The sequence below is a fragment of the Anaerocolumna chitinilytica genome, from assembly GCF_014218355.1.
Classification (GTDB): Bacteria; Bacillota; Clostridia; order Lachnospirales; family Lachnospiraceae; genus Anaerocolumna; species Anaerocolumna chitinilytica.
Genome location: NZ_AP023368.1, coordinates 2,156,230 through 2,172,168, shown reverse-complemented (window position 1 = coordinate 2,172,168; position 15,939 = coordinate 2,156,230). Strand labels below are relative to the sequence as shown.

General features: G+C 38.9%; 11 protein-coding genes. 4 read left to right on the top strand and 7 right to left on the bottom strand.

Annotation, left to right across the window (positions count from 1 at the left end):
* The 6 genes from bsdcttw_RS09395 to bsdcttw_RS09370 form a co-directional block, all read right to left on the bottom strand.
* The gene (locus bsdcttw_RS09395) at nt 1-2,223 is read right to left on the bottom strand and encodes a helix-turn-helix domain-containing protein (RefSeq protein WP_185259116.1); all 2,223 of its coding nucleotides are present in this window, start codon (nt 2,221-2,223) and stop codon (nt 1-3) included.
* A 74-nt stretch (nt 2,224-2,297) separates the two neighbouring features.
* Nucleotides 2,298-3,917 (bottom strand): extracellular solute-binding protein, encoded by a 1,620-nt coding sequence (locus bsdcttw_RS09390; protein WP_185259115.1) that lies wholly within the window; start codon nt 3,915-3,917, stop codon nt 2,298-2,300.
* A 237-nt stretch (nt 3,918-4,154) separates the two neighbouring features.
* Nucleotides 4,155-9,926, bottom strand: a complete 5,772-nt coding sequence (locus bsdcttw_RS09385) for a chitobiase/beta-hexosaminidase C-terminal domain-containing protein (RefSeq protein WP_185259114.1) — start codon at nt 9,924-9,926, stop codon at nt 4,155-4,157.
* 272 nt (nt 9,927-10,198) lie between these two features.
* Nucleotides 10,199-10,702 carry a GNAT family N-acetyltransferase gene (locus bsdcttw_RS09380; RefSeq protein ID WP_185259113.1) on the bottom strand — a complete coding sequence of 168 codons (504 nt, stop codon included), beginning with the start codon at nt 10,700-10,702 and terminating at the stop codon, nt 10,199-10,201.
* A 70-nt stretch (nt 10,703-10,772) separates the two neighbouring features.
* Nucleotides 10,773-11,666: a polysaccharide deacetylase family protein gene (locus bsdcttw_RS09375; protein ID WP_185259112.1), complete on the bottom strand. Its 894-nt coding sequence runs from the start codon at nt 11,664-11,666 to the stop codon at nt 10,773-10,775.
* Between the two features lie 85 nt (nt 11,667-11,751).
* Nucleotides 11,752-12,564 (bottom strand): purine-nucleoside phosphorylase, encoded by an 813-nt coding sequence (locus bsdcttw_RS09370; protein WP_185259111.1) that lies wholly within the window; start codon nt 12,562-12,564, stop codon nt 11,752-11,754.
* A gap of 349 nt (nt 12,565-12,913) precedes the next feature.
* Between bsdcttw_RS09370 and bsdcttw_RS09365 the strand changes: the two genes are divergently transcribed.
* The 4 genes from bsdcttw_RS09365 (at nt 12,914) to bsdcttw_RS09350 (ending at nt 14,552) form a co-directional block, all read left to right on the top strand.
* On the top strand, nt 12,914-13,309 hold the full coding sequence (locus bsdcttw_RS09365; RefSeq protein WP_185259110.1) for a DUF2089 domain-containing protein: 396 nt from the start codon (nt 12,914-12,916) through the stop codon (nt 13,307-13,309).
* 41 nt (nt 13,310-13,350) lie between these two features.
* A complete protein-coding gene (locus bsdcttw_RS09360) occupies nt 13,351-13,806 on the top strand; it encodes an SHOCT-like domain-containing protein (RefSeq protein ID WP_185259109.1) in 456 nt (151 codons plus the stop codon).
* On the top strand, nt 13,796-14,119 hold the full coding sequence (locus tag bsdcttw_RS09355; RefSeq protein WP_185259108.1) for a hypothetical protein: 324 nt from the start codon (nt 13,796-13,798) through the stop codon (nt 14,117-14,119). Before bsdcttw_RS09360 ends, bsdcttw_RS09355 begins: the two co-directional genes overlap by 11 nt.
* Nucleotides 14,120-14,216: 97 nt before the next feature.
* A complete protein-coding gene (locus bsdcttw_RS09350; protein WP_185259107.1) occupies nt 14,217-14,552 on the top strand; it encodes a phage holin family protein in 336 nt (111 codons plus the stop codon).
* Between the two features lie 2 nt (nt 14,553-14,554).
* On the opposite strand, the gene bsdcttw_RS09345 is transcribed toward bsdcttw_RS09350, so the two are convergent.
* On the bottom strand, nt 14,555-15,442 hold the full coding sequence (locus bsdcttw_RS09345; RefSeq protein ID WP_185259106.1) for a DegV family protein: 888 nt from the start codon (nt 15,440-15,442) through the stop codon (nt 14,555-14,557).
* Nucleotides 15,443-15,939 lie beyond the last annotated feature (497 nt).

Below are 15,939 nucleotides of genomic sequence, written 5' to 3'. Positions count from 1 at the left end.
TTATTCTTTTTCCTGGAATTCCTTTGGAGTGACTCCATTTACTTTCTTAAAGGCTTTATGAAAATACGAGGTACTGGAGAATCCTACTCTTGCTGCTATCTCATTAATTGAGAGTACTTTATTCTTTAATAACTCCTTTGCCAGGTTCATTCGTAATTCACTAATGGTATCCTTAATTGTGGTTCCATTGGTCTGTGAATATACCCTGCTGATATAGGGTACTGATTTATTTAATGCATCAGCCAGACTTTCCACTGAGAAATCCGGGTCCGAATAATGTGCATAGATATATGTTTTCATCTGCTCGTAAAAAGTCTCTTGTTTAGCGGCTTTTTTCTTATCCAGTTCCTTCCCGACATTTTCAAAGAAGCTGTAAAAGCTCTCAAGGAATTCTTCTTTTGAATCCAGCTGATGCAAGGAAAGAATCATATCTACATTTTCAAAGCAATTGCTGCTGTTCTTTCTTAACATGCTTACCATATTATTGAGGGTTACTACCAATCGGGCAGTTGCCATGTTAAATATGGAGATGGGGTAATCCTTAAGTTCCTCCGTAACAGAGAGAAAAGCTTCCTTCGCCTCTGCTATCTTTCCTGCCATTAATGCTTCTACCAACTGTTTCTCCTTCGATAGAGGATATTCATATTCATTTGCTTCCTTGATATTTATGTATTTCGCATCTATGAAGCTTCCTTTCGGATAAAATACTCTATGCAGTACCGCCTCCATCACCTGTCTATATAAGCTCATAAGCTGCTCTGGTTTTTTTCCGTCACTGCTAAGTATCAAGGATAAGGTAATGTTAAAATAACTGGCCACCAGATTCCCTGCCTGCTGCAGCTTTTCTATAAACTGCTCACGGCTTTTTTCTGCTGTGGTATTGATAAATAAGATAATATCCCTTTCATCCAAATCAGTTCCCTGAACTTTATAATCCTCTCCTAACATTTCTGTAAACACATTAATGACAGCAAACTTTATAGCATGTTCAACCTCCTGTTCCTCCTGCTCTGCTTTATTTCTATACCGGTCTATCCGGATGAGCAGAAGCTGCAGCTCTTTCTCGAAGTCCAGCTCCATGTTTATCTTCTGAAAGTAATTACGCAGATACTCTTTCTCCGGGGTTTCCTTTAAGGCCAACAAATCACTGATATATACTCGCTTTAAGATATTCTTTGCACTTCTCTTCTCATGTTCCAATTCCTTTATATCCGTCTCCATCTCATAAATAGGATGGTATAATCTTCTTGTTATCCAGAAAGCTAAAAGAATACTGAGAATTACAAATACTACACTGACAGACATTGTGAGTATCTGAATATTTTGAATACTCTCTTCCATTGTTTTATATTTGGTCAGACTGACATATTGCCAGCCGTATTTATCTCTCTGACTATATACAAAGAAAAGCTTTTCCTTACTTACTGTATCTGTAAAATACCCCTCTTTGTCTCCATTATCCAGAATTGTTCGAATATAACTTGCTGGATGATAATTCTTTAGCATATCAAATTTTGAACCAGTGGAGACAATATCCCCTTTCTCATCGACAATAAAGTACTCTGAATCATTTTTCTGATTATCTTTAAAGGAATCCAGCAGATAATCCGTATTAAAATTTATCATCACGCAGCTTGTATCCGATTTGTTTGTATAAGAATCATACATAAAGAAGCTGTAAAAATACTTGGTCTTCTTCTTCGTCGTGGAATAATAGGATCTAGGTATGGGCTTAAAAGGCTTATAATCTTTGAAGTTTGCGATAATATTTTTCGCAGACACATCCAGAAATCCATCGTTTAATTTTTCATAACCATGTTCCGTAAGTTCCGAATATTCACTGCCGCCTTCCACATAGACATAGTTATTATACTTGTTGTAAATATAGATGGACTCTATATAAGGAATAGAGGCTCTGTATATACGAAGCTGTCCAAAGGCTGCACTCATATCATTGACATTTGGATCTTTTGTATAAAGTAATTTTGTTATGTTCATATCGTGGTATATTTGATTGCCGATTTTAACAGCTACATCTGACAACTTGGACACCTGTCCCTGCTGGCTGCTAAGCTGTTCTGCTCTGGCCTGATACTCATAGCGCATCAAGATAGACTCAAAATTGGAATAAAGCACAGCTGATGTAAGTACAATTGCTGCCACTACACATAGCGTAATATTCAGAAATAATTTTAGAAAGATACCTTTCTTAAATAAACGCATCAAAACTCCCCCCAAAACCGTAAAATGCAAAAACAGGGTGCCAAAAGCAACACCCTCTCATATCTTACTTTTTATTAATACCCATAGTTTTCACAATATGCCTCCCACTGCTTTGTATAAGCTTCCTGTATTTTGGTTAAACCTGCTTCTGCAGCTTTTTGGAGAAACTCATCGACTGCACCATCTACATCATCAACTAATCCGGCCTGTAATGGTGCAAGATACTCAATCATAACATTAGCAAGTGCGGCTCGCTCAGAAGCATAGTCATCATATACTTCCACGAAACCGGAAGCAATATCTACATCCGGATACTTTGTTTTAAGTGCTATCCTGTGCAGTTCTGAAAAAATCTTATTCAACTTATCATCCCCTCTTGACGGCAACGTAAATAAGGGATTACGCAGTCCCCAGGCATTGGCAGATTCCGCACTGAAGTCTGTGTGCTTTTGTCCGTCTTTATAGTATCCCTCTGCATCCAGGGTATAATGAGTGCCTTTTATACCATATTGCATTAATCTGTAGATATCCTTGTCCATATATAATAGGTTAAGAGCCATGGCAGCTCTTTCCGGATACTTAGAATTGGTCGGAATAGCTGTTCCGTTTCCGCTGGGATGATTGGCATAGGCAATTCTGTTGATACTGGCATAAGGCACATAGCCAACCTTCCAGTCTTTAGCCAGCCTGGAATTATAGTATGTACCAACAAATTTAGCAGGGTTCTGTCCATCAATAATACAGATATCCTGTCCGTTGATAAAGGCATCGGAATTATTGGCATCGGATAATACACTTCTGGACCAAAAGCCGGCATCCGCCCATTTCTTCATAGTCATCATATCATCCCTAAAATCATCCGAAGCCCAATAATTAAAGAGTTTCGACGGTGTATTATATTCAGCTGCCAATCCATAGGGAGCACCTGATTGCACCCAGGCATATTTTGCCTGAAAGGCCATGGTTGCGCTAAAGGAATAGGAAAATGATGCGGTATTTACGGAAGGTTTCATAATACTTTGTGTGGGATTGTTTTTCTTTACTCCCATCAGATACGCTTCCAGATTTGAAAAGCTATCCGGCACCGGCAGATTATACTTCTCTCTTAAATCTTCCCGGTACATTATACCAGCGTTCGTATATTCCTTCTTCGAGCTTGGTACGGAGTAGATCTTCCCCTTCACTTTCATCTGTTTCCAGACATCCTGAGTAATATCCTTATAAATATCAGGTGCATATACCGGAAGCAGCTCGTCCAGTGGTGTAAAAGCATTGCTGTTCGCCAGTTCCGCATAATTCATCCAATTGGCAGTATAAATCAAATCACATTCTTCACCGGAGGAGAGTATCATGTTATATTTTGTCTGCCAGTCCGTCCAACTGGTGTATTTAAAGGTTACTGTAGTGTTGATTTTTTGAAGCAGTAATTCATTTATCCGGTCCTGTACCAAAGGCATGTCATTAGGCGGGTCCCCCATCAGGTAGAATACCAAGTCGACTCTGTCTGATGTATCCGGGTTCCCCTTTGTATCTTCCTTATTAACATCGGCTTTGGTCTTACCCTTCTTTTCCTGTGTTCCTTTTTGAGCTGTATCACCTGCCTTCCCGTTATTTTTTGAACAGGCTGTAAATGATGTTAACGCATAACAGAATAGCAGAAGCACATAAATAGAAACTTTCACTTGTTTTCTCATAAAATACTCATACCTTCTCATGTATCTGAATTTTAATCTACAGGCAAAAATTTACGTATACCACAAAATCATAAGGAGATTATCGATAAAGCTTCCTGATAACTCCTTATGATTGCTGTGAATTTTAGATTAAATACAAGTTTAATTTTATGATATTTTTGCAATAGGTGCAATAAATAGAATCATACTTTGCTTCTACATTTTATACTTTTTCGAATGAAAGTATATATTTTGCGTTTATTTTGCTACAGTTACTGAAATACTCTTTATCTTCTTTCCCTTGGACAGAATGATTAGCGTATCCTTACCTGCAGAGGTTCCGGTTACTTTCACAGTAGTCTTACCGCTGTTAATACCTACCGATGCAATGCCCCGTTTGCCAGTCAGCCAGGTAATATCACTATTTTTGTAGCCATGTAAAGCTATACGAAAGCTGCTTGTTTTTCCGCTCTTTATGGTAGTAGGAGCTTCCAAGACTTCAACCCAGGCGTTTTTAACAGTTACCGGAACCTTCACTATTCTGGAGGTGCCATCAGATAATTTTGCGGTTACTGTAATAGTAGCCTTTCCTGCTTTCTTTCCGGTCACTTTACCGTTTTTATCAACTATTGCAACACTCTTATTGGAAGAAGCATAAGTAATAGCCACCGTATCAACACCGGAATCCTTTACCTTACTGCTTCCTGTCTTTACTAAGGTCTGAGGCAGCGTAACCTTAATAAGTTTGGTATTGCCCATTGTACCGTTTACATATACAGGTACTTTATCAGCAGAGACATTAATCTGGTCGAGTAAAGAAACAAGAATAGACTTATCCGGTTCTTTTGCCAGAATGACATAATCGGAGCAATGAGTAATAGGAACTCTGATACCGTCACTTGCTACCATTATCTTATTATTGGGTATCGCAAGGAGCTTTCCGCTTGCCTGATCATGGTAGTAAACATAAGCGTTGCTTCCAACTGTTAAGCCAGCATCTTTAAAGAATGAATCTGCTAATGACCCACTTGGTGATAATGTAATAACAGCAGTGGAAGGAAGTAACCCGGAATGATTGAAGGAAACTACAAGTCCCCTCTGGGTTATAGCGCTTCCTGTAATAGCAGCAACACTAATCTGTCCCATCAGGTTGATGTCTGTAACCGGGCGCTTAGAAGCTTTTAAAAGCTCTCCGTCAAAATGCCAGTTGAGAGCAGCATCCTTTAGAACAATCGTGGCATCTACGGATTTTTGTGCAGCTGCTATCTGTGTTAATAGATTGCTGGACAATACAACTTTATCTACTACAACATTAGATATACTCAGTGCAGGTGTTAAATCCAAACGTATAGAAATGTCATTGCCGCCCTTTATCTGTGCTGCTATCTCGTTTTCCGGAAGAGCTGCTGATAAAGTAAGTTTCTCTTTGCCCTCTGCTGCTTTTTGTAATTCAGCTTTGGATAGAGACAAACTAATAACTGCCTTTCCATCCTTAACTTGTATATCACTTACCGTCGGTACTGCAACAGCAACTGAGGAATTATTGTTATTTTGATTACTTCCGTTGTTACTGCCGCCATTGCCATTGCCACCGTTTCCGCTATTATCACCACCTCCGGGGTTACCGCCTGAACCTTCGGAGTAAGGAACCGCAAGTGGTATGTTCTTCGAAAAATAAGGCTTTAAAACATCTGCGAATGTTGTGTTTCTTGTAAAGCCTGTTGTTGTATCAATCGTACTCCACTTGTTCATTATAGTATCAAAAGAATCGGTATTAACCAATACAGGATTGGATTTACCGGTGTATAGCCCCCAACTGCTGCCTTCTCCGCCATCGGCTACCTTAAAGGTCCAGGTGGTATAACCATACCCCTCTGCTTCAATCAGATCCATACACTGTTTCCAGCTGTCAGGATTGCTAAAGAAAGTAAACTCTCCGATAAAGGAAGGAACATTATAATTCGTTGTTTCTTTGATCATCTTAATCTTTTCTTTGATGAAATCTGACTGTACCTTAGCATCTGTCAGACCGCTCCACTGATAGAAGTGGTATTGGTATACCACATTTTCCCATCCATAAAGAGACGGGTCCGGCAAATCCGTAGGATTCCAGATTCCCTGAAGGAAAATCATATGATCTTTATCCACTTCTCTGATTGCTTTGTAAATCCTGTCATAAACATCATACTGAACCAATTTTGTTGCACTGGGCTCATTTAATAAATCATAGCCGCATACCATGGGTTCATTCTTATAACGTTTTGCAATCTCTTTCCAAAGAGTCACTGTCTTACTGATATTCTCTTCATTACCATAGAAATCTCCGATATCCGCTATTGTTGTGTCTCCTGAATGGTCTTTTCCGTTCTGAGAACCTACAGCACCATGCATATCAATCATAACATAGATATCACGCTTCTTAGCTTCGTTTATAAACCAGTCAAGTCTCTCAAAAGCTGTTGTCTTTAAGCTTCCGTCACTGTTTAACATTTCAAAATACGTAATAGGAAGTCTTAGAATATTAATTCCTTCTGCCTTTACATAATCAAAATCCTTTGAAGTCCACCAGTGATCCTGATACTGTTTGATCAGTTCGGCGGCTTTCTCCTTGCCAAAACGCTCGGTAAATACATTCATCATCGTAAGCATATCCTTGGCGTCAAGAGGACATTGCCAATTCTCCGTTACAAGCCAGCCCCCGGCATTTGTACCGCGAAGAATTACTTCCTCACCTGTGCCGTAATTGTTCCTAATCTTCTTTCCATCTGCCTTCAAGAAGTTGGAGGGGCCGCTCTTGATGGTATACTGATACTCTGATATACCGCTTACTTTACTGCCCAGTACAGCGATTGCCTTTATTGTGGTATCTGTACTTACTGTAACAGCTCCTGTATATAACTGTGAGGAGGTAGTTGGATTTGAACCGTTGGTCGTATAATAAATCTGGGCACCGACAGTTCCTGAAGTAAGTGTCATGGTTCTTGCTGCGCCATAGGTACCGGCAGGCAGAGAAGACTTCACAGCTTTTACGCCTGCTTCTGTGCCTTGAATAATATATTCAAAGGTCTTAGTATCACTTGCTGCTCCATTGTCATATCCAATTGCTTTTAGAGTTGTAGTTTCTTCAATTCTAAAGGGTGAGTTATAACGGATGGAGGAAACAGTAGGTTCACTGCCATCTAACGTATAATAAACCGGTGTGTTATCTTCTGAGGAACGAAGTGCCACTATAACTGAACCTGTATAGGTTCCCGGCTCTCCAAAGATTGTAACAGGTTTACCGGGTTTAATATTATATTCAAAGCTGAAAACATTTCCGCTTATACTGTTCTTAACAGAAATTGCTTTTATAACCGCAGGTGCTTTCAAATAGATAGCTCTGGTATACTTCTTTGAAGCTGTTGTAGGGGTAGTTCCGTCAGTTGTATAGTATATGTCAGCTCCTGTTTCTGCCGCAAGTTCAACAGGAACGAAAACATCATAGGTGCCGGGTGCTTTGCTTGTCTGTATTTCACCTGCTGCCGGATTAAGAGCCGGTGTTTCTGCTCCCGGAAGTCCGGTATAGAGCTTGTCGGTAAAGTACATTTCATCAATAAGATAGGTTCCGGTATTATAAAAACCAAAGGTTACTTCTTTGATAAAAGCCAAGTCCAGATTAGCGTATCCATCCATACTGCTTAAATCCACATAGTACATATTCCATTCGTTGTACTTCGTGCTGCAGGTAGTCCAAGCAGACGCTTCATTACCAAAGTCATCTTTGATAAACATTCTGGTATTGTTATAAGCCTGTTTATCTTTCACATAAAAAACCAGGTATTTGGAAAGCCTTACATCTGCTGTTGCACCGTTTTTTGGTGTTACGGTAATACTTCTGACAGTTTGTGTAGGGGAGCCGCTTAAGGTACTCATCTCATAGGTAATACTCTTTCCTTGGTAACTGTCTGTGCTGTTAGCGGTTACTTTCGCGCCAGTTCTTGCAATTACTTTTCCGGTTCCATCATCAAAATCATTGAAAGGAACAACAGCACCGGCAGGGAGTGCTTTAACATGGTAGGTATAGGTTACTACCGCACTGCTTTCATCATCTGACTGTCGTATAGCAGCTGCCTTTACGATAGTATTCTCAGTAAAGGTCAGGGGTGTCTGATACTTTATTGAAGCTTTTGTAGGTGTGCTGCCGTCTGTTGTGTAGTAGATATCGCAGCCTGCAGTGGTCGTGGCTAAGGTTACTCCTTCTAACTTCTCATAAGTACCGGAAGCATAGTTTGACTTCGGACTAGCAGGCAGAAGGTTATTGGTAAAATAGATATCATCTATGTAATATGTTCCGGAATTCCATTCGCCAATGTAGATTCCTTTTATGGCAGAGCGGTCAATCTTATCAATACCGGAAATGCTGCTTAGTTTTACAGCATATTCCGTCCAGGTATTCTTAATTGAACTGCCTTTCTCTGTGGTTAGTGTATTAGTCCAGGCAAGTCCGGTCTTGTTTCCATTTTTATCTTTAAGCCCAAGTTTTACGGTATTAGCACCTTGGGTGTCCTTTAACCAAAATACCAGATAATTATATAAAGAGGTGTCTGTATTAGCACCTTCAGCATAGAAGCTGCTGCTTTCTGTCGGGTCCGCGGATGCTGTGAGGATATAGGAAGCACTCTTTGTACCACTGTATTTTTCTGCATCTGTTACCGTTCCGTTTGTAATTACAGGTGTTCCTTCAAAGTCTTCGAACATCACTTTTTTAGGGATATTGCTTGCTACAACAGAATAATTAAGGGTAAGTACTCTGCTGCTCTCTCCATTCTTGATAAAAACTGCCTTTAAAAGGGTGGAAGTATTTATCGTAATTGGTGCTGTATAAAGGGATGAACTCTCCGTAGGTTTCGTTTCATCCGTTGTGTAGTAGATAGCACCGCCACTCTCCGGAGCTGTCAGACTCACCTGAAAACTTTCAGTATAAGTTCCCTCTGAAACATCAGATACCGGTGGGGCTGGGGGCAGGATACTGGTAAAGTAAATATCATCTATATAATAATTACCGGTATTCCACTCATATATCTTTATCTGTGTAATTTTACTTAAATCAACGCCATGACTGCTGTATTTGCTAAGCGGTACTGCAATTTCCTTCCATTGGTCTTTCAAGGATTTTTGTAAAGCATCATTCCCATCGGTCCAGTCATCATAGGAATTTCCATCAGCATCTGTAAGCGCAAGCTTTAAATTATTGCTGCCGTTCGTGTCCTTGAGCCAGAATACAATATAGTCTTTACCAGTGGCATCTATTACTTTGCCAGGGTTGATAATTGCTTCTCCTCCCCCGCTATCGTTACCCTGATTATAAATGAGGGAAGTACTTCCATTGTTCTTATCAGCCTGGGTGAGCTTATTCGTTCCGTTATTCGTATTATAATAAAGACTCTGTTCAAAATCCTGAAACATTACTTTGTTGTTATTTGCGTCTTCAAAATAAATACTGTCAAAGTAATATGCACCGTCATTCCATTCCCAAACAGCTATTTGCTTAATCGCTGCCTTATTTATTCCGCTATACTGATCCAGCGGAACTTCCAGTGTAGTCCACTGATCCTTTACAGCTTTTTCAGCAGTATATTTAGCCGAGGTATTATTATTTTCATCAATCAGTTTCACTTCAAAATTGTTGGCACCGACTGTGTCTTTTACATGAATAACTATCTTTGTCATCCCAGAAGCATCAATTGCACTGCCAGATACGCTTCTTACCTTAATGTCGTTATCCCACTTCTTTCCTTCGCTCTGTACATACTGGAGGGCTTGCTTTCCTTCATAAACATTGACACTATCTCTGGTGATACTGTTTCCATAAGCACCAGCCGTATAGTCCGTTGACTCAAAATCCGTAAATATTACCTTATCGCTTCCCGCAGCAGAAACCTTATTGTCTGCTCCCTGTCCGGGAAGACCTGCGTTGAAAATAAGGGTTAACGTAAGTGCGGCTGCAACCCATTTTTTCCAACTATTCCTGCTAAATATTCCTTTCTTCATAAATCTCTCCCATCTGCGTACTCCTGCACGCGTACAAATTAGGTAGTGTGAAAGTTCATCCTCCAACACACCGCAAATACTTGCATTTTTAATGGTAAGAAATTTCAACCAGCTTGTATATTTTAAATACATCATATTCCTGTAATTATTTGTTTTTACAGTATTGTAATTTCATAACTTTATTGTAAAAACAATAAGAAAAAGCCGGCTTACGTATTATCTATCCTACGCTGACCGGCTCTCATAAATATCAATTGTACTTTTTTATCTAATTATAAAATATCTTTCTCCATAATAAAATCATCCATTACATAACCGTTTCCGATATCACTTACCTGAGTCTTAATGACATGAAAACCAAATTTTTCATATACCTTGATACTGTTTTCATTATTCCGGTTAACAGTAAGCCAGATTTTCTTAATGCCTCTTTGCTTACAAAGTTCAGTCATAAAGTCCATTGCTTCTCTGGCATAACCCTTTCCCCTGTTTTCTTTCAATATGTAGAACTTGCTTAGAAAAAGAAAATCCTGTGGTGTTTCCTTTACTCCTATATATCCGGCAATGGCATCCTCCGGTTTTAGTAAATAGTATTCATAGCCCTGATTCTCAATCTGGTCGGCAATCGCCTCCGCTGACTGGAACTTATTCACCATATAATCGATTTGCTCTTTTGTAATTATCTGAATATAATATTCATTCCATATTTTAAGAGCAGCCTGTGCCAACTGTTTAATATCTTCCGCCGATACTACTTTCGCTATTTGTAATTTCATAATTTCTCCTTTCGTAATAAAACCTAAAACCCTGGTATATATGTAAATATTTCCATGTTTTTACTCCCTGCTACCGGATAGTTTTTTTTACATCCTTTAGTAGTTCATCAATGGGGTAGTTGTGTGAACGGCATATTCTTTTTAATCGAAAAAGTGCTTCTTTATCATTTGTTAGTTTATTAATCCCGTAATCACAGGTCAACGCTGCTTTAAATCCGAGTTTTTTAATAATATCAATTGTGTTATCATTGTATTCACCGTAAGGAATAGTAAAGGTAGTGGGGGCATTCCCGGTCATCTCAACAATTTCCTGTTGAAGTTTCATGATATCTTCGGAAAGAACCGCTTCATATTCCTCTGCTGATTCGTTCCTTTTTTGTTTACAGCCCACTCTGCCGGCCCGTGTTGAATGTAGATTGTAGGTGTGGTTTTGTATTTCAATCAATCCTGATTGAAGCATCTCATCTAACAGGGGCCAGGTAAGATGTGCATATTCCAGGTGATCATCTCCCACCCTGGTAAAGTCATCAGTGCTTTTACCAATGATGGATAAGACAATCTTCATTTGATATTTCTGCAGCAGAGGATAACCATACCGGTAAGTCGTAAGATAGCCGTCATCAAATGTTATCATGATTGGATTCTCCGGAAGAGGCTTACCATCATAAACATAATCAATAACATCCTTCATGGTGATAGTTGTGTAATTATTTTCTTTCAGATATTTCAGATCACTTTCAAATTCGCCTGGATTAATGATATCCTTGCCAGCACTATTCTTTTTAATATCATGATACATGATAATCGGCAGATATACATTCTCCGTATTTTCTCCGACAGCGTCGGATTGTGAAGACAAGGCGGCCTTCCAGGAATCCTTTGTTTGATTAATTAACGGCAGTGTTAGAAAGAATAAGGTCACTGCCAGGATAAGACTTACTAACAAATGTTTTTTATTAGACATATACAAGCACCTATAAACCGATTATTACAATATATGTCTTTGACTCTGCTTTATCCCTGTTAATTTAATCTGAACCCTCCGACCTTTACAAGCCTTTTATTACTTCTTCCAACAATATGCTCAGGTCTTTCGATGCTTTGTTGGCAGTTTCAATAACTCTTTCATGAGAATGTTTTACCTTCTGAATCCCTGTTGCCATATTCGTGATGACAGCTAAGCCAAGTACCTTTATTCCAAGATAATTCGCAGCAATTGTTTCCGGTACTGTGGACATTCCCACTGCATCCGCACCAAGAGTCCGAATCATTCTGATCTCTGCGGCCGTTTCATAGTAAGGTCCGGGAAAACCTGCATATACTCCTTCCCCAAATGGCAGACAGTTCTGTTTAGCAGCCTTTCTAGCCTGCTCCAGCAGATCCAGACTATAAGGTTCTGTCATATCCGGAAATCTGGGGCCGAATCTATCATCGTTGATACCAATCAGTGGATTTGAAGGCATCAGATTGATAAAATCGGATATCAGCATAATTGTACCGGGAACAAAACGTTCATTAATTCCTCCGCAGGCATTGGTTAGTATCAATTTCGTAATTCCTAGTAGCTTCATTACAAATACCGGGTAGGCTACCTCTTTCATGGAATACCCTTCAAAAAAATGAAATCTTCCCTGCATAATCAACACCGGTGTTCCGGAAAGCTTGCCCACTACTATTCTTCCAGCATGTCCTTTTACGGTAGAAGTCGGAAAATTCGGTATATCCTTATATTCTACTATTTCTTTCTCTGTAAGGGACTCAACAATATCTCCAAGTCCTGAGCCAAGAACTACCGAAAGCTTCGGTGCCAGTTTTATTTTGCTTTTAATATACTCTGCGGATTCTAATACTTTCTTATACATATTTCACCTCATATCTGCGTGGATTTTATCAATAAACAGAACTTTTGAGTTATTTACTCGATAATTCACTCTCAACGCATATTTTACTTTAGAAAATTGCATTTTAGATTACTGCATTTTCTATCATATATTATTATATGTTATTTTCTGCCCCTTCGCAAATAACAATTCATCTTCAAAGTTTATAATATAATCCAATATATGGGTCTAATATGTTTAATTATAAACATTAAATATTTTAATATTCAAATTAATAATATTAATTATCATATAAATATTTTTAATTTCATTATTGACATTATCAATTTATAGTAGTATATTTTAGTAAATCAATTAGGAGGTATAATCCATGAAGTACAAAGCTCCCGGCAATTGCCCGGTATGCGGTGAAAAACTTTCTATTACAAAGCTCGGATGTCCGAAGTGTCATACCTCCCTGGAGGGGGACTTTGAACCCTGTGAGTTCTGCCGTTTACCGGCCGAGGACCTGGAATTTGCAAAAGTATTCATAAAATGCAGGGGTAATATAAAGGATGTAGAGAAAGAACTAGGTATTTCATATCCTACCGTCAGGGGTAAATTGGACTCAGTAATCCGAAACCTCGGCTTTGAAGTATCTGTAAAGGAAGCAGCCAGAGACGTAGATTTACTGAAAGAAGCAAAAAATGAAATACTAGAACAACTCTCCCGTGGAGAGATAACACCAAAGGAAGCTACGGAAAAGATTAAAAAATTATCGATATAATCAAGAAATAAATAATATGATATATGGAGGATAATGAAAGTATGGATGAACAATTAAGGATTTTGGAAATGATTGAAAAAGGTCAGATTACATCTGCCGAAGGCTTAGAACTCCTGGAAGCCTTAAGGAACACCAAAGAAACTGCCGAATCAGCAGCTCAAACTACTGCTGTTCAAAATCCGGTTATCAGAAAAACCAATTATAAATTTTTAAAGATTAAAGTTTCCTCCGATAATAAGACACTGAATGTCAGCGTCAATGTTCCCATCGGCCTAATTACCGCCTTAGGTGAGGTAGCCGGCAAGGTGTTAACACATATCCCACCTGATGCAAGAATTAAGATGGAGGCAAAAGGCGTTTATATATCAGACATTGACTTTCAGAGCATTATCCGTGAATTATTAAACGGAACTCTGGAGGATCCTAATATTGTTGATGTGGAAGCATGGGATGATGACAGCCAGAGCATGATTAAGGTTAAAATATATGTGGAATAGAGTATGTACTATCCTATGGGTTTCTGTTAAAATAAAAGAAAAAAGAGGTTTTGCCTTTCCGGTGCCACTAAACTTTATTGACGAACTTATCGTAAGTACTGCAGATCTGTTAGCTGTAATCCAGATCTTTTTCCGCAAAACAAGTGTTCCTAAAATAACCTCCGGTGAAAAACATTATTATTTTTCGCCGGAGGCAATTAAAATCCTTCTTGAAAGCACATATACTCTGCTTCATTCCATCAAAGGCTACGGTTCCTACGAATTAGTAGCGGTCGAAACAGAAGAAGTACGGATTGTTATTAAAATCTTATAATTCAGAGGGACTTATGTTAATAAAACAAAAGGTATTTTTCAACATCATCTTCAGGAATATTCAATCGAAGATTTGATATTCACCGAAAGGAGTTACTATGAAAAAGGTATTTTTTCACTATATTTCTTACATAGCGGTTATCTATCTGCTCTCCCTGGCTATACCGTCTGTATCCGTTTATAGCAGTGCCTCATTATTAATCGTCGGCCTGGTATTACTGTTTGTGAACCTGCTAATAAAACCGCTGTTATTACTGATAACACTTCCTTTTAACATCATAACCTTGGGATTATTCAACTTTGTGGTTAATGCATGGACCATTATGATTGCAGATCACTTTGTTACCGGAGTAAATATGGGAGGTTTTCTAAATTCCCTCCTTGCTGCCTTCTTAATCAGTATCCTTAAGAGTTTTTTGGAAGATAAAAAGTAGTATTACTCCTTACGTTCATCTCCGACAAAATAAAGTGCAACCGTCCCGGGGCCAGTATGGGATCCGATAACCGTACCTATGTTATTAATCATTACCTTACCATCCAGCTTCGGGAATTTTTCTTCTATCATATCAGCAACTAATCTCGCATCTTCATAGCAGGCAGAATGGGAAAGATAACATTTACCTGAGTAGTCATAGCGGTCTTTTGCAAACTGCTCCATTCGCTTAACCATCTCTTCACTTACCTTTTTCTTTCCCCTATATTTATCTCTGGGAATTAATTTACCTTCATGATTTACATTGAGTAGCGGACATATCTTTAATATAGTGCCGAATGCTGCGGAAGTAGCTGATATTCTTCCCCCTCTGTAATAGCTTGTCAGATCGGTAGAGAAAAACCAATGATGTATAGTTAATTTATTATCCTGCAGCCACTTCTCACATTCCTCCAAGGTACTTCCGCTCTTCTTCTTTTCAGCAGCGAGAGTTACCAATAACCCGTAACCGGAAGAAGCAGCCAGCGAATCAACTACTGTTACTTTATTATTCAGGTATTTTTCATTTAACATCTCTCTTGCAATGCAAGCAGAATTATATGCTCCGGAGATCCCGCTGGAGAGGCTGATGTGAAGCACATCCTTTCCAGCTAAGAGAATAGGCTCCCAAACTTCCATATATTGCTCTGCATTCGGCTGGGAAGTAGTAGAAGCCGCCCCTTCTTTAATCTTATTATAGAATAAGTCTAAGGGCATTGATTTTCCAAAGTCGTCTTCATACTCTTTCCCTTCCATCGTATAATGAAAATGAACTATGGGTATATGATTCTCCTGAAAAAAATCAACTGACATATCTGCTGTGGAACAGCAAGTTATAATGTAATCAGACATTCTTTTACCTCCTGGCTCTTTATGAATCAAATTTATTTTCACACAAGTATTTACTGTTACCATCTTATGTAGTAATCAAAACTATTATAGCTCTAGATTTAAGCCTTGTAAAGTGAATAAAATTAAAAGGATGTGGCGGACGGACGATGACCAGGGGATTTGGTGTGGTATTTTGTTGCTCGGGAACCCTTATTCCACTAGAGGACCAGAAACTATAGCTTGACAGGTAAGCCCGTGCCAAACTCGCTGTGTTTGTTTTGGCTGCTTAAGTTTCCTGCGCTCAAACATTGGCACTGGCTTACCTAGCTATATTTCCTGCTCCTTAAGTGTCATAAGGAACCCCTCGAGACAAAATTCCAAACCAAATCCCCTGGCCATCTGTTTGTTTCCATATTGACTTGGTATTGCAGATGAATATAAATAGAAAGAAAACAGCCTGACTTTAGGGAAATAGTCCACTTTAAATGTGTCATTTCCCCGAATCAGGCTATTTCCTT

Bases quoted from the DNA above. Each gene is read 5' to 3' on its own strand.
- bsdcttw_RS09385 (WP_185259114.1), bottom strand. From the start codon at position 9,926: ATGAAGAAAGGAATATTTAGCAGGAATAGTTGGAAAAAATGGGTTGCA.
- bsdcttw_RS09365 (WP_185259110.1), top strand. From the start codon at position 12,914: ATGAAGTACAAAGCTCCCGGCAATTGCCCGGTATGCGGTGAAAAACTT.
- bsdcttw_RS09355 (WP_185259108.1), top strand. From the start codon at position 13,796: ATGTGGAATAGAGTATGTACTATCCTATGGGTTTCTGTTAAAATAAAA.
- bsdcttw_RS09370 (WP_185259111.1), bottom strand. From the start codon at position 12,564: ATGTATAAGAAAGTATTAGAATCCGCAGAGTATATTAAAAGCAAAATA.
- bsdcttw_RS09375 (WP_185259112.1), bottom strand. From the start codon at position 11,666: ATGTCTAATAAAAAACATTTGTTAGTAAGTCTTATCCTGGCAGTGACC.
- bsdcttw_RS09345 (WP_185259106.1), bottom strand. From the start codon at position 15,442: ATGTCTGATTACATTATAACTTGCTGTTCCACAGCAGATATGTCAGTT.
- bsdcttw_RS09395 (WP_185259116.1), bottom strand. From the start codon at position 2,223: ATGCGTTTATTTAAGAAAGGTATCTTTCTAAAATTATTTCTGAATATT.
- bsdcttw_RS09380 (WP_185259113.1), bottom strand. From the start codon at position 10,702: ATGAAATTACAAATAGCGAAAGTAGTATCGGCGGAAGATATTAAACAG.
- bsdcttw_RS09350 (WP_185259107.1), top strand. From the start codon at position 14,217: ATGAAAAAGGTATTTTTTCACTATATTTCTTACATAGCGGTTATCTAT.
- bsdcttw_RS09360 (WP_185259109.1), top strand. From the start codon at position 13,351: ATGGATGAACAATTAAGGATTTTGGAAATGATTGAAAAAGGTCAGATT.
- bsdcttw_RS09390 (WP_185259115.1), bottom strand. From the start codon at position 3,917: ATGAGAAAACAAGTGAAAGTTTCTATTTATGTGCTTCTGCTATTCTGT.